This is a genomic window from Hymenobacter latericoloratus, from assembly GCF_014199535.1.
GTDB lineage: Bacteria > Bacteroidota > Bacteroidia > Cytophagales > Hymenobacteraceae > Hymenobacter > Hymenobacter latericoloratus.
Genome location: NZ_JACHNV010000001.1, coordinates 255423 through 274914, shown reverse-complemented (window position 1 = coordinate 274914; position 19492 = coordinate 255423). Strand labels below are relative to the sequence as shown.

Here is a 19492-nt window from a genome sequence, read left to right as displayed (position 1 = left end):
AGGGGTAGCGGGCGCTTACGCTACCTCGGCCTTTTCCTTCACGGCCAGCTGTCCGCAGGCGGCGTCAATGTCCTTGCCGCGCGAGCGGCGCACGTTGGTTTGCACCCCCCGGTCGGCCAGATACTTGTGGAAAGCCATCAGCTTATCGTCGGCGGTGTTTACGTAGTCGGCGTTTTCGATGGGGTTATACTCGATCAGATTCACCTTGCAGGGAATCCACTTCGAAATCTGGTACAGCTCCTCGGCGTCCTGCAGCGTGTCGTTGAAGCTCTCGAATACGATGTACTCGTAGGTTACTTTGCGACCGGTTTTCTGGTGGTAATACTTCAGCGCGTCCTTCAGGGAAGCCAGCGAGTTGGCTTCGTTGATGGGCATAATTTCGTTGCGCTTCGTGTCGTTGGGCGCGTGCAGCGAGAGGGCCAGGTTGGCCTTCACGTCGTCGTCGGCCAGCTTCTTGATCATCTTGGCAATGCCGGCGGTGCTGACGGTGATGCGGCGCGGGGCCATGTTCAGGCCGTCGGGGGCGGTGATGCGCTCAATGCTTTTCACCACGTTGGCGTAGTTGAGCAGCGGCTCGCCCATGCCCATGTACACGATGTTGGTGAGCGGGGTGCCGTACTGCTTCTCGCACTGCTCCCGGATGCGCACCACCTGGTCGTAGATTTCGGCCGCGTCGAGGTTGCGCTTGCGCTCCATGTAGCCGGTAGCGCAGAACTTGCACGTGAGCGAGCAGCCTACCTGCGAGCTGATGCAGGCCGTCATGCGCGTGTCGTGCGGAATGAGCACGCCCTCCACAATGTTGCCATCATGCAGGCGGAAAGCCGATTTGATGGTACCGTCGTTGGAGAGCTGGGAGTTCTGCACCTGCACGCCGTTGATGACGAAGTGCCGGGCCAGCAGCTCGCGCGTGGCCAGGGAAATGTTGTTCATCTCCTCAAACGACGAGGCCGTATTTTTCCACAGCCACTCCAGTACCTGCTTGGCCCGGAACGGCTTCTCGCCGTGCTCCACCATAAAGGCCTTGAGCTCGTCGGGGGTGAGTTTGCGGATGTCGCGCTTGGAAACTACGGGCAGGTCAATCATCATAGCGGCAAAGATACAACACGCACGGCGCTTGGGTTCCGGAAAACCGCGCGAAGTTATCGGGAGCCAACCGCCTGAGAGCGAAGCCCAAGCCGGCCACTACCCCGGCCCGCGCCTTCGCTCAGCAGCAGGTACGGAACACCACGGCCTTACGCCGGCGGGGCAAGTAGGCCAGGCTGCGGCCGTCCTCCTCGTAGAGATGGTAAAAGAAGCCGGGCAAACCTGTCTGGCGCACCTCCTCCCACACGCCCCGCTCCGACTGGCGGGCCACGTACTGCTCGGTGGGCTTAATGGCGGGGCTGCGGAACTGCCCGGGGCCGAAGAACTGGTCCATTCGCTCCCGCACGTAGGCTTCGCGCTGGGCGCGGGTGGGGTGCTCGCCGTACTGGAGCAGCCCGTAGTCGAGCAGGGCCTGGGCCGGAAACCGTTCGGAAAGCAGCGTGTCCCCGGCCGCCGACACAATGCTCAGGTGCAGAGTGCCGGTCAGCACGGAGTCGCCGCGCAGCTGCAGCCGGAACTGGTCGGGGGCAGTGCGGGAGGAAAAGGGCCGGCGCGCCGCCGCCTCGTGCAGCAACCGCGGCCCGGCCGGCACCGCGGGGATAGGCAGCGCCGCCGCCGGGGCGGAGGCTTGCTCGGGCGGGGCGGATGGGGACTGACAGGCTATCAGCCAACTAACGGCAGCAGCGGAAACCAGGAGGCGCATGCGTCTTGAAGCGGGGATGGTGAGCTGACCCATACGCGAAACGCCAGCCAGGGGCTACAACGGCCTTGCTTCCGGACCCCGCAGACGAGCCGCATACTCCTCCGGGAGCGGGAGGAGTTGGCGGGTGGTGTAATTGAAGCCGAGCATGCCGGTTTTGGCGCGGGCAATTTCGCGGCCGGCCTGGTTTTTCACCCAGTACACCAGGTCGAAGCCGTACTTGCCCAGGTCGGTGGCAGCCATCTGAATATGCAGCACGTCGCCGTAAAACCCTTCGCCCTTGTACTCAATGGCTACGTCGGCCATGATGTGGCCCAGGCCGGTTGCGGGGTCGTATTCAGCCTGCCCCAGGTGGCGCAGGAACTGCACCCGGGCCTCGTGCAGGATGCTGAGCAGGGCGTCGTTGCCGAGGTGGGCCCCGTAATTGAGGTCGGTGATGCGTACCGGAATTTCAACGGCAAGCAGGTAGGTTTCGGGTAGCTGAACTTTAACGCGGGCCATAAGCTGGTCAGAAAGAGAAACGCAACACTACATACGGCGCTTTTGCAGACTGGTGTGGGGTAGGGGCCGGCTAGTTGTGCGCAGCCCGGCCGGGGCCGGGGCTACCCCCTACCCGGCCGCCGAAACCTCAAACGCACTATATTAGCCAGACTATGCCCCGGCCGGCCCGACGCCGCGGCCGGTTTTCATTTCCTTTCGATTTTCCTCATGCCTGTTCCCCGCGTCGAAGTTCGCGCCACCGCCGACGGCTCCAGTACCCTGTACGTGCCCGAGCTGAATGAGCACTACCATAGCACCCACGGTGCCCTGCAGGAGGCCCGGCACGTGTACCTGACCGCCGGTCTGGAGCCGGCCCTGACCACGGAAAACCCGGTGGTGTGGGTGCTGGAGGTAGGGTTCGGTACGGGCCTGAATGCCCTGCTGACCCTGGAGCGCAGCCTTACCGCCGGCCAGCAGATTTTCTACGATACCATTGAAAAGTTTCCGCTGCCCTGGGAGGTAGTTGGCCAGCTGCACCCCGACACCTACTTGTCTGGCCCCGAGCTGCAGGACTACCAGCACCAGCTGCACGCCGCCGCCTGGAACCGCCCGGTGCCGCTTACGTCCAACTTCGTGCTGCTGAAGCGCGCCGGGGAGCTGCAGGCTACCCCGCTCTCCCAGGACACCTACCAGGTTATCTACTTCGATGCCTTTGCCCCGGAAAAGCAGCCCGATATGTGGACCGACGAGGTGTTCGCCCAGCTTTACCAGGCCGCCGCGCCCGGAGGCGTGCTGGTCAGCTACTGCGCCAAGGGCTCGTTCAAGCGCAGCCTGAGGGCCGCCGGCTGGCTGGTGGAAAAGATTCCGGGCCCACCCGGCAAGCGCGAGATGACCCGGGCGCGGAAGCAGGGGTAACTACGTATATCCGCTATGAAGCTTAATCGTCGCTTGAATCAACTTACGGAAGCGGATTATCACCACTTGCTCGTTCACTACCGGCGCTACACCGATTTTAACTCGCTGGGGCTGTTCCGCAGTTTACTGGAAAACGAGAAGCTGAGCCTGGAGCAGCAACTGCGCCTGCGGAATGCGGCGGCAGCGGTATTTCCGAAATTCTACGAGTTTCTACAGCTGAAAGACCCGGACACCTACCTCCGTCTCAGCACCCTGGGGCAAGCGCTGACCGTAGCCGATGAGCGGGCGGCGTGGGCTGCAATCCGCCGGACGCAGCAGCGCATCCTGACCGAAAAGCGCATCCGGCACCGCAATTTCGGTACGTACACCAAGCACAACTGCGGCTACGACACCTGCCCCTTCAACGGCCTGATGGTCCGGCAGGGGGCACGCCTGGCGGAAGGTGTTATGCGCTTCGATACCGACAAGCGAATTTGCTACGGGGGTCACGCTGACCACCGCGCCGAGCAGCGTCGTCGGGAGCGGAAAGCTTGGCCCAGCCGGCGGAAGTATCTGGAAAAATAACCAAGCACCTGCCCACTTCCTGCATCCTGCGTAAGTTGCCGGTATTATGAGTCGTAAGCTACTGGAAACCGACGGGCGGGAGTGGGTGCAGAAGGAGATTATCACGGAGACGCAGCGCGAGCAGCTGCTGGCCCTTTATCCTACTGATGCCACTGCCATTGGGCTGCTGCCGCTGCTGGGCTCCTTGCTGGTCGGCCTGAGCGCCCTGAGCGTGGTAGCGGCCAACTGGCAGGGCTTGCCCGAGGTGGTGCGCCTGGCCTTGCTGCTGGGCTCTTTGTGCGGGGCCTACGCCGGCGGCGAGTATTTCCGGCGTCGCGGCAACCTTAACTTAGGTATGGGTCTGATTGCCCTGGGGCTGATCTTGTTCGGGGCCAGCATTGTGCTGACCAGCCAGCTCTACCAGCTCATCGGCTACGACCTCACCGGGCTGCTGGCCTGGGCCGTGGCCGGCATGGCCCTGACGTGGCTGTACCGCAGCCGCCTGCTGTTTCTGATGACGGCCGTTATCAGCGGCATCGTGCAGGGCTACAACACCGGGCAGCTGGGCGCGTTCAGCTACCTCACGGCCATTGGTACGGCCCTAGGGCTGGGGTACTACTGGTGGCGCCGCCCCGATGCCCTGCTGGGCGGGGTGCTGGCTACGGGCTTGCTCTGGCAGGCGGCCTTGCTCATCAACCACTTGCACGTTAAAATCACCTGGTTCTTTATTCCGGCCATGCTGGTGTATGCCTTCGGCGACTGGCAGCCCGACCGCCCGGCGGGCCGGGCACTGCAGGGTCCGCCGCTGGTGACGGCTTTCCTGTTCACGCTGGGGCTGGCCTTGTTTGGCGAATCGGATTTGTATGCCGGGCAGCTGCGGGCGCCGCTGCTGCCTTACCTGGCTGCCCTGGTTGCCGTGCTGATAGTTTCGGTAGCTGGGAAGCGGCAGCGCGGCCGGCTGGGCAGCCTCACCGATTGGCTGCTGCTACTGCCGGGCTTTTACTTTACGGGCGGGCTACCCCTGGCCATTGCCACGCTGGTGGTGCTGTACGCTTACTCCGGCGCCGTGCTGCTGCGGGCCCACCAGGAGCAGAACCCCGACCGCGTGACGCTGGGCACCGTACTGTTCATCATCACCACCGCCGTAGCCTATTTCAAGCTGACCTGGGGCTTCCTGGATAAGTCGTTGTTTTTCCTGCTGGGCGGCTTGCTGCTGCTGGGCCTGAGCTGGTGGCTCCGGCGCCGGGCGGCGCACACGTTCTCCTCGTCAACCCCTCCCAAGCCATGAGTACGCTTCCTGCTGATTCTCTGCCGCCGGTTGCGGGCCCGGCCGGGGGTAGCATCCCGGTGCTGCCCAACGACCTGCCCGAGCCGACCCGCCGGCGGTGGGTGCAGTGGCTAGTGCTGGCGCAGGTGCTGTTTGTGCTGGGCGTGGCCGCCGCCGGCTACGCCACAGCCGCCCTGGGCCGCACCGTTACGCTGCACACCCGCCCCGTTGACCCGCGCGACCTGCTCTACGGCGACTACGTGAACCTGCGCTACCAGGTCAGTGAGCTGCCGGGAGGGTTGTGGCGCGGCTCCGCTATGCCCCGCCGCCACCAGCCCGCCTACGTGCTGCTGGAGCCCCAACCCGATGGTACCTACGAGGCCGTGGCGGCCTTCCCCGAAAAACCGGCCGCCACTGGGCAGCAGGCAGTATTGCGCGGCTCCGTGCAAGATGTGTGGCGGCGCGGGCTCCGCCTGCGCTATGGCCTGGAGCGCTACTACGTGCCCGAAGGCCAAGGTCGCCAACTGGAGCGCCGCCAGAGCCTGCGGGTGCAGGTAAGCATTGCCCCCTGGGGCCAAGCCCGCATCACCGGCGTGGAGCCGGCCGATAAATAACCCACTTGGTGTACTACATATGACGTGAAGTATATATCTTGGCCTCACGTTCTTGCCTACCCTACCTATCCTATTGCGTGATGTTCAATTCCTTTCCTTTTCTATTTCATGAAACCCAGTTTATCCAACTTGGCGCAGGTACTGGCCGCTCAGCGCCGGGCCCAGCCCGCTTCTGCTCGTAAAAAATCATCGGCAGTCCGCCCCGAGTCCGCTCAGCCGGCTCCCGCTGCCTCCACCAAAAAATAAAAGCGAGAGGGCCATATCAGCAACCTGATATGGCCCTCTTGCTTTTGCTTGACAGCAAGAACTGCTTATAAGCGCCGACCGGTCAACAGCTTTTCATCAAAACGATTTAGATCCGTCGTCAGAAGGTAGCTTTTGGTTGCGGTGATGCTCATTTCATCCAGGGCGTCTACCACGTTTTGATAGGTAGCCTGGCTGCTTGGCTTTACCAGCACCGTCAGCGGGCCATACTCGCGCTGGGCAGATAAAAGCGCCTGCCGCAGCCCCGTGGCGCTGTAATCGGTTTTGCGGCTGGCCTGCGCATCCAGTCCCGGGTAGTAATAAACTTGGTTGCGTGGGCCCAGCAGCACCGTCATAACGGCGGCATGGGCCCAGTAGGTATCACAAGACTCGCAACACACTGGCCTCAAGGGCATAGCTACCTCCATAGCAGTTAGCTGGGTAAGTGAGGAAGTCAACATGAAAAAGGAAACCAAGAGAAAGCCTACCCCGGCCATGGGCGTCATATCCGGCGGGGTGATGCGCCGAAAGATGCGGCGTGAGCGTCCGTTCAGGGGTAGCGGCTGCAGATGGGTCATCACAAGGGTGCGGCTGGTTTGATATTATTGCACCCGGGCAACGCTGTGCAGTTACTATATATTGCTGGCCCAATAGCAATCCGTTTCTCCGCGCAAACTACGCTTCCTCGCTTTTTCTCGTCCTGTAAAGGTTAAACTGTATATGCGTCGGTTCTGGTGTTGCTTTACGGTGGCGTTGGTGGTCTGGCTTGCGTTGTGGTCGTTGCTCATGGGAACGGCTTTTATCTGGAAGCCCACCCTCGATATCCAGCTGCACAACACCTACTTCGTCGTTGGTAGCTATTTGGGGCAGCTTATCTCCTTCCTGCTCATCCTGTTTTTGGTTCTGCTGCTGGATGCCGGACGCCGGTGGGCAGCGAGCAACGCAACGGTGGCCCTGGCCTGCGGCCTCGGCAGCCCCTTGTTGTTGTGCTGGTGCGTAAGATTGGGCTATGCCTATTCCACTCTCTCCGGAACAGAGGAAGCTGTTTTTCCCTTAGGCGCGGCCGTGAGTGGCCTATTGAAACTCATCTGGACAGTATCAGCCTTCCTGTTCGTGGTGGTGATTTGGGCCGGCATTACGTGTTGGCGGCTCCGCGCCCCCCGTGCCCGCTAGCAACTTCGCCTACCTCTGTTCAAACCACCACACCCGCTCCGGGGTGAGGCAGGCGTGCAAGGGCACGTCGCCCGCCCAGGCGTCCTCAATACGGGGTACTGGCGGCTCCAGGCTCACGCCAATCCGCAGGGCGTCGGGGCGACATTGGGGCAGAAACTGGTCGTAGAAACCCTTGCCATAGCCTACGCGGTGGCCCCGCTCATCGAAGGCCAGCAAGGGAATCAGAATGGCGTCGAGCCGGGGGGGTAGGGCTTCGACGGCTCCTATGGGCTCCGGAATGCCCCAGCGGTTATTCTCCAGCTGGGCTTCCGAGGTGAGGTGGAAGTGGCGCAAGGTCCGGCCGTCGGGCTGCACCACGGGCACGGCCAGCTGCAGCGCCGGCCGCTCGGCCCACAACTGCCGGATCAGGGGCCAGGTATCGGGCTCCTGCTGGCGCGCAATGGGCAGAAACAAATGCAGCCACCGCCACTCCCGCCACGGAAACGCCTGCTGCAGCTGCTCCCACAGCGCCGCGCTCCGGCGGGCAACTTCCTCATCCGATAAGGCTCGGCGGCGAGCCAGGGCTTGTTGGCGGAGTTCCGCTTTGGTCATGGCTGCCGGTATGCAGCCGATTGGCGAAACTTCCTCATTTCTGCATCACTTCCTGACTCAATGCCGAAATATGCCCACGGGTAAGGGGGAAACCGGTCAACAAGCTGGTTCAGAATTGTATTACGCTCTTCTTTCTCTCCCAGCAGATGATATAGATAAGCGAGGTTATTATTGGCATAAACAGAGACCAGCGAACTATCAACTGGCAACTTCGGCTGAGTTAATATCTTCTGAATTAATGGGCTATGCTCAGTGTACCAGCGTTTCGGAGCATTCTCTTCCTCCTCTATGTCGCTGTACATCTCCACTAGGTACATAAGCCATAAAGCATACTGAATGTCTTCCTTTTCCACCGACTCGATATAGGCAACAAGCTCATTCTTATCGCCTAACCATTTAGGTGACACCAGCTTAAACACATGGTGATAAGCCCAAAATTTGCTGTCATCTAGCGCTATGCTCTGCTGAAATGCCTTTATGGCTTTATCAGGCTCACTTAGTCCCATTTCTGTGCGCACCAGCCGAGCCCGAGCCTCGCAACGGTAGGCATCCTGCTCAAAGCTACCTCCTAGTTGCAAACGTGCCAGCTGTAGATAGTGAAAGAAGCCCTCTACCTCTGATTTCGATAGGTCTTCCGCCCACTTGCCAGTCCGGGCCTGCCATGCCTGATATAAATACCACGCACCGGCCACCAGATGCGAAAAGTCGGTATCAGCGGAACGTATGAAGAGTTGGATGTTCTTGTTGTACCGGTCTGTCAAGCATATTCCATCTACCAGTCGAGACAGTTCGTCGCTGGTTAATCCGTGGGCAATAGTTTCAACTTGCTGCCATTGCTGCTGCTGAATTAAGGCCGGAATAGAATACCGCGCGTTCAACCCAAAGGACAAGTCACGCTCATTGTTCTTATCAGAAAACAACGAAGACAAGAAAGAAAACATTGACTAAGAATAAGTGTTAAACGGCCTTCAGGGACCAGGTGAGTTACTCCTCTTCCAACACCGTAAACTCCAGGGCCAGCGGGTCGAAGGCATCGAGGAGCTGCTGAATGAACTGGGGGTTGTTGATGAGAATGCTGAGCACGTTATCGGTGCGCTCCTGCAGGTGGCCGCCGGGCATGAGCTTGTCTTTGAGGGCCGTGAGTTGGGAGTAAGCCGTTTCGTGCTTGGCTTCGGCGGCTTTGCTCAGGCGCTTTTCCAGGCCCTGCACAATGCCCGTCATCTTCTGCTGCTCGGCCGCCACGGTTTTTACCAGGGTGGGGTCGAGGCGCTGGGCCAGGTCGGCAACAGCCTGGAAGGCGGCGGCCAGCTGCTGCTGCTGCTCCCGCAGGCTCACTTCTTCCTGTCCCAGCGTGGCACCTACCTGCTTTTTCAACTCGGGCAGGGGCCGGAAGATGTCGGTAGTAGTCAGGCCCAGCTTGCGCAGCTTGCCGGCGTTGGCTTTGCCCACGTATTGAGCCGAGTTGCGGGGTAGCAAAATCGGGAAGGGTACGTTGTTTTCCTCGAACACGCCTTTCAGCTGAAACCAGTAGGCTACCTCGGCTCCGCCACCAATGTAGCAGAGGTTGGGCAGCAATATTTCCTGGTAGAGCGGGCGCAGCACCACGTTGGGGCTGAATTGCTCGGGGTGGGCTTGGGCGAGTTCCAGCAGCTCCTGCTGGGAGTGGCAGCGGCCGGTGTTGCGCACCGTAATCTGGGCGCAGTCCTGGGCGGCATCGTACTCCAGCCGCTCCCGCTTGCCGGAATCAGTCAGGAAGAACAGGTTGAGCGGGCGCGAATACACCTGGGGCTTGTAGCCGGCGGCTTCCAGCTGGGCGTTGGCCTGCTGCACCGCCCGGTTGGAGGCCTGCTCCCGGATTTCTGTTGTAAGCACCGGCACCAGGGCCTGCTTGAGGGCGGGGGCATCGGCATCCAGACTCACTAACCCCAGCTCCCCGAACAGGTCGTGGGTGAGGCGGCGGGTAGCGGCAGCCAGGGTGTCGGCTTGCTCATAGGCCTCGCGGAACAAGGCAGGCACGTCGGCGGGCAGCTGGTCGAGCAGGGTTTCCTTCAGGCCACCGAGCTTCAGGCGGCCCACCGGCCCGCCGGTTTCAGCGGCGTTCCATTCGTACTTCTTCCCGAACAGGTTGAAGTGGTTGATTTCCGCGAAATCGTGGTCTTCGGTAGCCATCCAGTACACCGGCACGAAGTCGTACTGAGGGTACTTTTCCTTAAGCTGCCGGCTCAGCTTCACCGCCGACACAATCTTATAGATGAAATATAGCGGCCCGGTGAGCAGGTTGAGCTGGTGGCCGGTGGTGATGGTGAAGGTGGTATCCTTTTCCAGCAAGGCCAGGTTGGCCTCCACGGCCGGGTGCACGGTGGGCAGCGTGGCGTATTGCTCGCGCAGGGCCGCTACCAGCCGCTGCCGGGCTTCGGAAGTATAAGAAGCGCGCTTTTCTTCTATCTGCTCGGCGAAGGCGTCGAGGGTAGGGAAGCGGTGATAAAAGGCAGTCAGGGCATTGTGCCGGGCCAGATAATCGGTCAGCAGGGAAGAAAACGCGCCGGTATCGGCGTAGCGTAGAGTCGTGACGGACATACGGAGAGAAGAATATTCGGCTATAACCGGCCAGCGTCCACAAAGTAACTGGCATTTTCCCGGATGGATTATTTTTCCGGTCTTCTCCCTACCCCTTATCCACTCCTAAACTGCCCAAAAGCGCATTTCCAGCGAAATCCGGGTAGCATCAGAATTTAAATTCAGGGCGCCACCGTGCAGCAGGTAGGGCGAAAACAGCAGCACCTGCTCGGGGCCGGGGTGGGGGCGCACCAGCTCCAGCGGCTCCAGGCTGCCCTTCAGGGCGGGCACGCTGTAAGTGGTGCCGTTGTAGGTAGCGCCACCGGCCGTGCGCTCGGTGCGGTCCTCGGGCCACCAGTGGCTGCCCGGCACCAGGGTCAGCGACGAATCGGGGGTGCTGCCGGCCACTGGAAAGTAGATGTTGATACCATCGCGCAGGCGGTCCAGCCACACGTCGCGGTGCAGGGGGTTGTTGTCGGTGCGGCCGGGGCGGGCCAGGCGCAGATGAAACGCCCGCTGCCCGTTGTGGGGGTTGTGCACCCGCACGGCGCGGCCGCACAGCTCGCTCACGCGCTGCTCCACCAAGGCCACCGGCACCGGCAACGCTTCCAATGGGTACTCCTTGGTTTGGTTTACCACGGCCAGGTGCAGGCCCTGGTTGTCGCCGACTATCTGGTGGTACTGTTCCACAGGCCAGTCGGCGGCTACCGCTGCGCCGGCCGCCCGCAGTGCTACCCTCACTTTTTCCGCCAACCCTTCGCGCAGCGCCGCATTTTCCTGGGGGCTCAGGAAGCTGGCTACCGTGTAGCCTGCCGCGCTCCAGGGCTGTCCGGCGGTCAGGTCCTGATCGGAAGCCAGCAGCACCCGCGCTTCGGCCGGCTGGGTTTCACCCTCAATCTGATACTCAACTTGCTGGTGCTGGATACGGGCTTTCATAAGGCAACTGGTAGGTAGCGCAAGGTACGATAGACCCCGAATACGTTTCCGGGCGCGAGTAGTACCGCGAAAATCCGTTTCGCGGTACTGGCCACTAAAAACCCTACCCCGGCAGGCCAGGGTAGGGTTTCTCAAAGTCAATTTTCCGGAGCGTTAAATCAGCTTGCCGTAGAGGTCGAAGTCGGAAGCCTCGGTTATCTGCACCTGGGCGAAGTCGCCGAGGCGCACGTAGGTGTCTTTGGTGGCGGGCACCAGCACTTCGTTGTCCACTTCGGGCGAGTCGTACTGGGTGCGGCCCACGAAGTAGCCGCTTTCCTTGCGGTCGAAGAGTACCTTGTAGGTCTGGCCCACGCGCTCCTCATTCAACTCCATCGAAATGCCCTGCTGCAGCTCCATGATCTGGTCGGCGCGGTCCTGCTTTACGTCGGCGGGCACGTTGTCTTCCAGGGTGAAGGAGTGGGTATTGTCCTCATGCGAATAGGTGAAGATGCCCAGGCGGTCGAAGCGGGTGTCCTCCACGAAGCGGTACAGCTCCTCGAAATCCTGCTGGGTTTCGCCGGGGTGACCGGCAATGAGGGTCGTGCGCAAGGCAATGTCGGGCACGCGCTGCCGGATGGTGTCCACCAGCTCTACGGTACGGCGCTTGCTGATACCCCGGCGCATGGTTTTCAGCATGTTATCGGAAATATGCTGCAGAGGCATATCCAGGTACTTGCAGATGTTTTCCCGCTCGTTCATCACGTCCAGGGCATCCATGGGGAACTGCGAGGGGTAGGCGTACTGTAGCCGAATCCAGTCGATGCCGTTCACGTCGGAGAGGTGGCGCATCAGGTCGGCCAGCTTCCGCTCGCCATAGTGCTGCAGGCCGTAGTAGGTCAGGTCCTGGGCAATCAGAATCAGCTCCTTGGTGCCCATGGAGGCCAGGCGCTTAGCTTCCTTCACCAGGTCCTCGATGGGGCGGTCTTGGTGCTTGCCGCGCATCAGCGGAATGGCGCAGAACGAGCAGGGGCGGTTGCAGCCTTCGGCAATCTTGAAGTAGGCGTAGTGGGCGGGGGTGGTCAGCAGCCGCTCGCCCACCAGCTCGTGTTTGTAGTCGGCCTCCAGCTTCTTCATCAGCTGGGGCAGCTCCAAGGTGCCGAAGTAGGCATCTACCTGCGGAATTTCCTGCTCCAGGTCGTCCTTGTAGCGCTGGGAAAGGCAGCCCGTCACGTAGAGCTTTTCGAGGCGGCCAGCTTCCTTCTCGTCGGCGTAGCGCAGAATGGTGTCGATGCTTTCCTGCTTGGCGTTGTCAATGAAGCCGCAGGTGTTGATGATAACGATGTTGGCGTCGCTCGTGTCGGCTTCGTGGGTTACCTGGAAATCGTTGGCCCGGAGCTGGCCCATCATCACCTCCGAATCAACGAGGTTTTTGGAGCAGCCCAGGGTAATGACGTTGACTTTATTGGCCTGTTGGCTTCTGACTTTCATGCTGGGGTAGTAAGCAGGCGGCCGGACAATTTCTTAGCAGTGAGAAAGTTGCCCGCTTGCGGCCCGCGGCGAATTGAGGACCGCAAAGGTACGAACTCGGCAACGCCTTTTCCTACTCCGAATGTTCCATTTGCCAGATGACTCTTGCTACCTGTTCTGAAAACAAAGCCAGTTTTAGTAGCCGTCCAGACCTCTCTTTCTATCCATGTACCAGCGGCTAATGAGACTATACTGCTCTCGCCTGTTTCCGTGGGTAATCAAGTCGTAATCTGCTTTTATAGTGGCTTTCTTAACCGTATCATCTAAGGCAATAGTGTAATCCGATTTATAGTATCGCATATTATCTGTTGCTCTGGAACCCTGCAATTTGACAAAGCTGGAATCGGTAATGTGGAAATGCACCTTGCCGCCCGACTCTACTCGGATACTCTTCAACACTAATTCGCGGTACCGGCTCGCGGCGTTGCCATAGAGCTGCACACCCAAGGAAAAATCTCCTTTCTCACCCAGATAGCCTACGAAAGGGTAAACTTTTGACGTTAGTTGCCTATTTAAGCTGAAAGCCACAATAGGAGTAATTGAATCGGCAACAGTTGTTGAAATAGGTACAACATTGAAAGCATTATAGCTTGTCCTGTTAGTGTAAGGAATACACCCTGTTATAGCAGCGACAAAGATTATCGCATACCTAACCCAAATTGAATATTGCCCTATCATTATAAATAGGGCATAAGAAAAGTTAGTAACCCAAATCTACAACAACCTTTCTACATATATTAACCCGCTACAAGCCCCTACCCCCCGTCAGCAGCTCATACACCGACGGCGCCACCCGGCGCAGTAAAGCCCCTACCCCCACGGAAAAGGCCACTATTGCCAGCGGCAGCCCCACGAACACCACCAGCTGCTGCTCCGGCCAGAAGTACAGAGCGGCCTCGGTGGCGTAGCTCAGCAAAGGCACATGCAGGGCATAGATGATAAAGGAGAAGCTCGTCAGCCAGACAAACCACCGCTGCCGCATGGCCACCCGCACCAGCCCGTCGGCGCCGTACCACATGACCAGCATGCCAAGCAGCTCGGAGGCCCGGTGCAGCAGCGACATCACGCTGAACGAAGGCCGCTCCAGGTGAAAGGCCAGCCAGGTTTTCACCGTGACAATCAGCAGCCACACTACCGCAAACAGCCACCCGTTAAACCACCGGGGCGGCACCTGCACCTCCATGTCGCGCCGACGAAGCCACACGCCCAGCCCGAAAAAGCACAGGCCGGTTCCCTCTATCATGGGCAGCCCCAGGCCCAGCATCCACAGGGCTCCGGTGATGGCAAAGTACACCAGCGGTGCCCGGTCAAGAGCTTTGCGCAGCCACGGGTACCCCAGGTTGTAAAAGAACAGGCTCCGGATAAACCACAGCTGAAACGGCAGTGGAATCAGAAGCCAACATAGAATCACCTGCCCCGGCGAGTAGTTGCTGACCAGCGGACTATCGGGGCCGAATGGGCTGAGCGCGGCCGAGAGTACCAGCTGGCGGGTAGCCGGGAACTGTTCCAAAGCCCAAGTCAGCATGAGTCCCAGCGCGCTCCACAGCAGGTAAGGCACCAGCAGGGTGCGCACCCGCCGTTTCACCCGCACGCCGTGGGGCTCCCTACCCTCGTGGTGAGCGAACAGGTAGCCCGAAATAGCAAACAGAATGGGAATGCGAAACCGCAGCAGCCCGTTGGCCAGAAAGTACTGCAGCTAGGTGCCAGCGGCCAGGGGCTCATCCACGGGCGTCCAGGGCTGCAGGTAGCGCGGGTGCAGGTTGTAGGCGTGCACATACACCAGCAGCAGCATGGCCACCAACGACCAAAACCGAAGCTTCTGGCTCAGAAACGCATCAAGGCGCGCGGGCAAGGGCGCCAGGGTAGCAGGTGCACCGGCAACATCGGGTAAGGGCGCAAGCATAGGCAGCAGCTTATATAGCCAAGATGCTGATTTTTACTGAAGACCGGGCGGCACTCATCACGTCAGCAACAAAAAAGCCCGCCGAAGCATACGCTTCGGCGGGCTTTACAGCCGGCGGCCAGGGCCCTGCCAGCTTATTTTTTGAACAGAGAATTTACGAAGGTGTGCCGGTCGAAGAGCTGCAAATCCGTCATCTTCTCCCCTACCCCGATGTAGCGCACCGGCACCTGCAGCTGATCTGAAATACCGATAACCACCCCACCCTTCGCCGTACCGTCGAGCTTGGTGATGGCCAACGCCGATACCTCGGTGGCCTTGGTAAACTCCTTGGCCTGCAGGAAGGCATTCTGGCCGGTGCTACCGTCCAATACCAGCAATACCTCGTGGGGTGCATCCGGAATAACCTTCTGCATCACCCGCTTGATCTTGCTGAGCTCGTTCATCAGATTCACCTTGTTGTGCAGGCGGCCCGCCGTGTCAATAATCACCACGTCGGCCTGCATGTCCACGCCTTTTTTCACGGCGTCGTAGGCCACGGAGGCGGGGTCGGTGTTCATGCCGTGCGAAATCACCGGCACGCCTACCCGCTCCCCCCAGATGATAAGCTGATCGACAGCCGCGGCCCGGAACGTATCGGCCGCGCCCAGCACCACCTTCTTACCGGCCGAGTGAAAGCGGTGGGCCAGCTTCCCGATGGTAGTGGTTTTGCCTACCCCGTTCACGCCCACTACCATAATCACGAAGGGCTGCCCGGTATTGTCGGGGCGGTCGAGGATGGCGCGGGAGCCGGTAGCGCCGCTGTTGCGGTCCAGCAGGTCGGCAATTTCTTCGCGCAGGATGCGGTCCAGCTCCGAGGTGCTCACGTACTTGTCGCGGGCCACGCGCTTCTCAATCCGGTCAATGACCTTCACGGTGGTATCAATGCCCACGTCGGCGTGCACCAGCAGCGTTTCCAGGTCGTCGAGCACGGCCTCGTCCACGGTGCTTTTGCCTACTACAGCCTTGCTGAGCTGGTCGAAGAAGCTGGTTTTGGTTTTCTGCAAGCCCTCATCAAGCGCCTGCTGCTGCTCCTTGCTTTCCTTATCCTTCTTGAAAAAATCGAAAAGTCCCATGCGGTCAGGATGTAGCGCGAAGCTCCAGCTTCGCGCATCGTTGCTGAGGTTGAGCTCCTTGGCTTACGCTGAGGTGCCCAACGAAGCACGAAGCTGGAGCTTCGTGCTACAACGCAAAAAAGTCCCACGGTGGCGGGACTTCTTCACGTATTCAGGATGCCACGAAGGCCAGGAATTACTTAACGCCGGTGGCGATGTACTCCTGCACTTTGTCAACGGGCACCATCTCTTCTTTGAAGGTGTAAGCGCCGGTCTTTTCCGATTTCACCGCACGAATGACCTTAGCCCAGTCCTTGCCGGTGGCGGTTTTCAGGGTTGCTACTACTTTCTTAGCCATTGCTCAGGTTACTTGATTTCCTTGTGAACGGTCATCTTCTTGAGCACGGGGTTGAACTTTTTCAGCTCGATGCGCTCAGGAGTATTCTTGCGGTTCTTGGTGGTGATGTAGCGCGAGGTGCCCGGCTGCCCCGAGTTCTTATGCTCAGTGCATTCAAGGATTACCTGCACCCGGTTGCCTTTTTTAGCCATCTCGACGGGGTTTTGGGATTAAGGACTGCAAAGGTACAAGGGTTTTCGATAATGTCAAACAGAATACAGCTAATTAGTTGATAGTGTGTGGCGGTGATGAGGTGATTTTTGGTGAGGTGATAAGGTAAAGGGTGACAGGTAAATCGCCACAACGGCATTCCTCGACAAGCTCGGAATGACGTTGTGGTGACAACGGTCATGCTGAGCGCAGCGAAGGACCCTATCACGCCAGAACAACCATCGTAATAACGACTCGTTTTACCGTGATAAGGTCCTTCGCTGCGCTCAGGATGACTGGATTTCTTCCTGTCACCCTTTACCTCATCACCTCATCATTTTACCACAAATCACTTCAATTCGGGCAGCTTGAAATCGTCGAGGGCGCTGGGCTTCGCCATCATGCTTTCCACTTCGGCCACCGTGCGCGGCGCCTCCCGCGAGAGGTTTTCGTAGCCTTGCTGGGTAATCAGAATGTCGTCTTCGATACGCACGCCAATATTCCACCACTTTTTGTCGCAGGGGCTGCCCTCCGGAATGTAAATGCCGGGCTCTACGGTAATTACAGCTCCCGCTTGCAAAGGGCCGTACGTGCCGGGGTCGTGCACATCGAGGCCAAGGTAGTGGCTGGTGCCGTGGGGAAAGTAGGTGCGCACCTCTTCGGGCTTCTTGATGATGCCCAGCTTCAGCAGGCCATCGGTGATTACCTTCTGGGCGGCTTTGTGGGGCGCCTGAAACTCGTTGCCGGGTTTGCAGGCGGCAAAGCCGGCTTCCTGGGCGGCCAGCACCAGCTCATAAATCTGGCGCTGGGCCGGACTGAACTTACCCGATGGGGGGATGGTACGGGTTACGTCGGCGGAATAGCCGTGGTACTCGGCCCCGCAGTCCATGAGTAGCAAGTCGTTTTTTACCTGCGTTTTGTCGTTTTCGGTGTAGTGCAGAATGCAGGCGTTGCTGCCGGCCCCTACAATGCTGGGGTAGCCCTCAAACTCGGCGCCGTACTTTTTATACACGTACTCGTGCAGGCCCTGCAGCTCCATTTCGCCCATGTCGGGCCGGGTGGCTTTCATAACTTCCTGCTGCCCAACGGCACTAATGCGCACGGCGCGGCGCAGCAAGGCTATTTCCTCGGGCGTTTTTACTTCGCGTAGCTGAGCCAGAGCCGCCTCCAAAACCTGCGTATTGTGGCGGCTAACGGGCTTATTGGCTACGACTTGCTGCCGTTCAGCCTCGGTTTTTGCTCCCAGATAAGCTTGCACGTACGCATCCTGCGCTATGGCAGGCTGGGTTTGGCTAAGCCGCAGGAGGTAGGGCTGCAGGCGGTCTGCCCCGGTGAGGCCATGCTGCTGAATGAGCTGCTGAGCCTCCGCAACCGCCGGGTTAAAATTAGAAGGAACGGCGGCCTGCTGCCGGAACGCGGCTACCAGATTGTACAGGTCGGCTGGGTCGTCGGGGTTGTCGCGCGCGTCGGTGGGTAGGGTCTGGAAGGCTATCTGCGAGAAACTCGCCCACGGAATGCCAGCGTCGGCAAACTCCTTGTTGTCGGCCACAAACTGCAGCTGTAACTGCTGTTTCGCTCCTTCGGTGCCCAGTCGGCGACCGGTCCACTGCTCGGCGCGGGCGTTGCGGGGCTGCACAAACAGGGCTTCCGTAACTCCACTTTGCCCCTTGATGGTTTGGGGCTCCTTGAACAGCACCAGCACGGCTTCCGGCTCGGTGTAGCCGGTTAGGTAGTAAAAGTCGGGGCTTTGGTGGTAGATAAAATCTACGTCGTTGGCGCGGTTGCGCACCGGCGCGGCAAATAATACCGCTACCGAACCGGCGGGCAGGGCCTGCCGGACTAACTCCCGCCGCTGCTTGTGAAAAGATGCCGACAGCAAATCCGTGGGACGGTCGGGGCCGGCGGACCGCTGGGCCTGGGCGGCAGGCGCGGCCAGGAGGCCGCCCAGCAGGAGCAGCAGACCACTTGATTTTCTGAGCGAAGGCAGGGAGTAAGGCATAGCGCAAGAAAGACTGTTTCCGGCTTTCGACGTTGCAGCGGGATAGGGCGCTGCCAACTCTCGCCAGGCTCCCGCGGCGCGCTACGGCACTTGCTCGAGCTTAAAAACAGCGCGAAGCTTCCGCTACCCGCAGAACTCAGCTTTCTGGTACAGAAAGAACTGAAACTCTGCGCGTGGCGGAAGCTTCGCGCTCTGGCAAAAGGCTTGCTACCTAGCTGAAAGCTAGTAAACGATAAAGCCCTGCTCTTTGGCCTTCTTCAGAACCGACATAATGCCGTTCTTGTTGATAGTGCGGATGGTGCTGGCGGCAACTTTCAGCGTAACCCAGGCGTCCTGCTCAGGGATGTAGAAACGCTTCTTCTGCAGGTTCGGGTAGAACTTGCGCTTGGTCTTGTTGTTGGCGTGCGAAACGTTGTTGCCTACGCGGGTACGCTTGCCGGTCAGATCACAAACTCGGGCCATGATATCAGGAGCTTAGAGGTTTCAATGCTAGAAAAAGGGACGCAAATATCCGAAGTATTTTGACAGAAGCAAACCCAAGGCTTGAAAAATAGCGGGTTAGCCCATTTCCGGGCCAGAACGGGACTTCTTTTTATCGCGCCCGGCCCGCCAGGGGCAGTGTCGGCAACCGCTGCCGCAGCACGTGCCCCGGCGCAAATGGTACTGTTCCGTGAAAACCATGTAGCCCTCCGGGGTTAAGTAGTAGTCGCCGGGCTGAAGCGGCTGAGGAGCAATACGAGCCACAGAAAACGGAAACGGATGAGGTGCCAAGATACGAAAGCTTGGGGAAGGCCCCCCCAAAACCTGTGTGGGCTCTTCCTGGTATATAGCTGTATTGCCGTACTTTTCGGGCTTTAGTTCTCCTCTTATGCGCCCTTTCCTACCCCTTCTGCTGGCTGTCCTGCTCACCGGGGCAGCACGGGCGCAACAACCCGCAGCGCCTGGTATTGCACTGTTAGTGCAACAGTTAGCCCAGGCCCCGGATCCTTTGCCGGAGCTGCCGCTGAAAGAAGCCCGCCGCACCCTACCCCAGGCGCGCCAGCGCTACCAGCGGGGCTTGCCGACTGGCATCAGCTTTTATCTGACGGCCCGTGTGCTTAACGAAGCAGCGACGCCCGAACCGGTGGTGGTGGCAGTGGATACCTGGCAAGGCAGCCACATCAGCGGCCGGATTATGCGCCTGGGACCCAACGGCTTGCCTACCCCCAACGCACCCGTGCACCTCGACGAGGCGGCGGTGCTGGACTGGATTGTGCTGCGCCCGAATGGAACTGAAGAAGGCAATTTTCTGGGCAAGTTTCTGGACCTGGAGGAGCGGCTGGCAGCGCTGCAGGACTAACCAGCA

Annotated in this window: 24 protein-coding genes; 7 read left to right on the top strand and 17 right to left on the bottom strand. The window is 59.7% G+C overall.

The genetic code is table 11. The features are described from left to right. Nucleotides 1-15 precede the first annotated feature (15 nt). The 3 genes from rlmN to GGU46_RS01235 form a co-directional block, all read right to left on the bottom strand. Nucleotides 16-1083, bottom strand: coding sequence for a 23S rRNA (adenine(2503)-C(2))-methyltransferase RlmN (rlmN, locus tag GGU46_RS01245; RefSeq protein ID WP_394353389.1), 1068 nt, complete (start codon nt 1081-1083; stop codon nt 16-18). Between the two features lie 121 nt (nt 1084-1204). After that, the gene (locus tag GGU46_RS01240) at nt 1205-1786 is read right to left on the bottom strand and encodes a hypothetical protein (protein ID WP_183401778.1); all 582 of its coding nucleotides are present in this window, start codon (nt 1784-1786) and stop codon (nt 1205-1207) included. 54 nt (nt 1787-1840) lie between these two features. Then, nucleotides 1841-2284, bottom strand: coding sequence for a thioesterase family protein (locus tag GGU46_RS01235; protein WP_183401777.1), 444 nt, complete (start codon nt 2282-2284; stop codon nt 1841-1843). A gap of 207 nt (nt 2285-2491) precedes the next feature. Here GGU46_RS01235 and mnmD point away from each other — a divergent pair, with 207 nt between their 5' ends. The 5 genes from mnmD (at nt 2492) to GGU46_RS01210 (ending at nt 5848) form a co-directional block, all read left to right on the top strand. Next, complete coding sequence (gene mnmD, locus GGU46_RS01230; RefSeq protein ID WP_183401776.1) at nt 2492-3178, top strand: tRNA (5-methylaminomethyl-2-thiouridine)(34)-methyltransferase MnmD; 687 nt, start codon at nt 2492-2494, stop codon at nt 3176-3178. Nucleotides 3179-3193: 15 nt separating this feature from the next. Beyond that, the gene (locus GGU46_RS01225) at nt 3194-3742 is read left to right on the top strand and encodes a hypothetical protein (RefSeq protein WP_184093921.1); all 549 of its coding nucleotides are present in this window, start codon (nt 3194-3196) and stop codon (nt 3740-3742) included. Between the two features lie 46 nt (nt 3743-3788). After that, nucleotides 3789-5009 carry a DUF2157 domain-containing protein gene (locus GGU46_RS01220; RefSeq protein ID WP_183401774.1) on the top strand — a complete coding sequence of 407 codons (1221 nt, stop codon included), beginning with the start codon at nt 3789-3791 and terminating at the stop codon, nt 5007-5009. After that, nucleotides 5006-5602 (top strand): GDYXXLXY domain-containing protein, encoded by a 597-nt coding sequence (locus tag GGU46_RS01215; protein ID WP_183401773.1) that lies wholly within the window; start codon nt 5006-5008, stop codon nt 5600-5602. The genes GGU46_RS01220 and GGU46_RS01215 overlap by 4 nt, the downstream gene beginning before the upstream one ends. Nucleotides 5603-5710: 108 nt before the next feature. Further along, nucleotides 5711-5848, top strand: coding sequence for a hypothetical protein (locus GGU46_RS01210; protein ID WP_183401772.1), 138 nt, complete (start codon nt 5711-5713; stop codon nt 5846-5848). Nucleotides 5849-5913: 65 nt separating this feature from the next. Here the strand turns inward: GGU46_RS01210 and GGU46_RS01205 are convergent, their stop codons facing one another. After that, entirely contained in the window at nt 5914-6423 is a 510-nt protein-coding gene (locus tag GGU46_RS01205) for an ExbD/TolR family protein (RefSeq protein WP_183401771.1), read from the bottom strand. A gap of 142 nt (nt 6424-6565) precedes the next feature. Between GGU46_RS01205 and GGU46_RS01200 the strand changes: the two genes are divergently transcribed. Continuing rightward, nucleotides 6566-7018 carry a hypothetical protein gene (locus GGU46_RS01200; RefSeq protein WP_183401770.1) on the top strand — a complete coding sequence of 151 codons (453 nt, stop codon included), beginning with the start codon at nt 6566-6568 and terminating at the stop codon, nt 7016-7018. Nucleotides 7019-7027: 9 nt separating this feature from the next. Here GGU46_RS01200 and GGU46_RS01195 read toward each other — a convergent pair whose 3' ends face one another. The 13 genes from GGU46_RS01195 to GGU46_RS01135 all read right to left on the bottom strand — a co-directional run bounded on the left by GGU46_RS01195 (nt 7028) and on the right by GGU46_RS01135 (nt 18891). Further along, nucleotides 7028-7609 (bottom strand): 5-formyltetrahydrofolate cyclo-ligase, encoded by a 582-nt coding sequence (locus tag GGU46_RS01195; RefSeq protein WP_183401769.1) that lies wholly within the window; start codon nt 7607-7609, stop codon nt 7028-7030. After that, nucleotides 7606-8550, bottom strand: a complete 945-nt coding sequence (locus tag GGU46_RS01190; protein WP_183401768.1) for a tetratricopeptide repeat protein — start codon at nt 8548-8550, stop codon at nt 7606-7608. Before GGU46_RS01190 ends, GGU46_RS01195 begins: the two co-directional genes overlap by 4 nt. Nucleotides 8551-8593: 43 nt before the next feature. Next, a complete protein-coding gene (gene bshC, locus GGU46_RS01185) occupies nt 8594-10186 on the bottom strand; it encodes a bacillithiol biosynthesis cysteine-adding enzyme BshC (protein ID WP_183401767.1) in 1593 nt (530 codons plus the stop codon). A gap of 105 nt (nt 10187-10291) precedes the next feature. Next, nucleotides 10292-11101 (bottom strand): phytanoyl-CoA dioxygenase family protein, encoded by an 810-nt coding sequence (locus GGU46_RS01180; RefSeq protein WP_183401766.1) that lies wholly within the window; start codon nt 11099-11101, stop codon nt 10292-10294. A gap of 153 nt (nt 11102-11254) precedes the next feature. Then, nucleotides 11255-12568, bottom strand: a complete 1314-nt coding sequence (gene rimO / locus GGU46_RS01175) for a 30S ribosomal protein S12 methylthiotransferase RimO (RefSeq protein WP_183401765.1) — start codon at nt 12566-12568, stop codon at nt 11255-11257. A 784-nt stretch (nt 12569-13352) separates the two neighbouring features. After that, nucleotides 13353-14276, bottom strand: a complete 924-nt coding sequence (locus GGU46_RS01170; protein WP_262890924.1) for an acyltransferase family protein — start codon at nt 14274-14276, stop codon at nt 13353-13355. 27 nt (nt 14277-14303) lie between these two features. After that, a complete protein-coding gene (locus GGU46_RS01165; protein ID WP_183401764.1) occupies nt 14304-14510 on the bottom strand; it encodes a hypothetical protein in 207 nt (68 codons plus the stop codon). A gap of 134 nt (nt 14511-14644) precedes the next feature. Then, nucleotides 14645-15622, bottom strand: coding sequence for a signal recognition particle-docking protein FtsY (gene ftsY / locus GGU46_RS01160; RefSeq protein ID WP_183401763.1), 978 nt, complete (start codon nt 15620-15622; stop codon nt 14645-14647). A 175-nt stretch (nt 15623-15797) separates the two neighbouring features. Then, entirely contained in the window at nt 15798-15959 is a 162-nt protein-coding gene (locus GGU46_RS01155; protein WP_072144823.1) for a DUF4295 domain-containing protein, read from the bottom strand. 8 nt (nt 15960-15967) lie between these two features. Beyond that, nucleotides 15968-16150 carry a 50S ribosomal protein L33 gene (rpmG, locus tag GGU46_RS01150; RefSeq protein WP_045689232.1) on the bottom strand — a complete coding sequence of 61 codons (183 nt, stop codon included), beginning with the start codon at nt 16148-16150 and terminating at the stop codon, nt 15968-15970. Nucleotides 16151-16497: 347 nt separating this feature from the next. After that, complete coding sequence (locus GGU46_RS01145) at nt 16498-18147, bottom strand: aminopeptidase P family protein (protein WP_183401762.1); 1650 nt, start codon at nt 18145-18147, stop codon at nt 16498-16500. Nucleotides 18148-18369: 222 nt separating this feature from the next. After that, nucleotides 18370-18609 (bottom strand): 50S ribosomal protein L28, encoded by a 240-nt coding sequence (gene rpmB, locus GGU46_RS01140; RefSeq protein ID WP_110976335.1) that lies wholly within the window; start codon nt 18607-18609, stop codon nt 18370-18372. A 96-nt stretch (nt 18610-18705) separates the two neighbouring features. Then, nucleotides 18706-18891, bottom strand: a complete 186-nt coding sequence (locus GGU46_RS01135) for a DUF5522 domain-containing protein (protein ID WP_394353387.1) — start codon at nt 18889-18891, stop codon at nt 18706-18708. A 124-nt stretch (nt 18892-19015) separates the two neighbouring features. Here GGU46_RS01135 and GGU46_RS01130 point away from each other — a divergent pair, with 124 nt between their 5' ends. Then, entirely contained in the window at nt 19016-19486 is a 471-nt protein-coding gene (locus tag GGU46_RS01130) for a hypothetical protein (RefSeq protein WP_183401761.1), read from the top strand. Nucleotides 19487-19492: the final 6 nt, after the last annotated feature.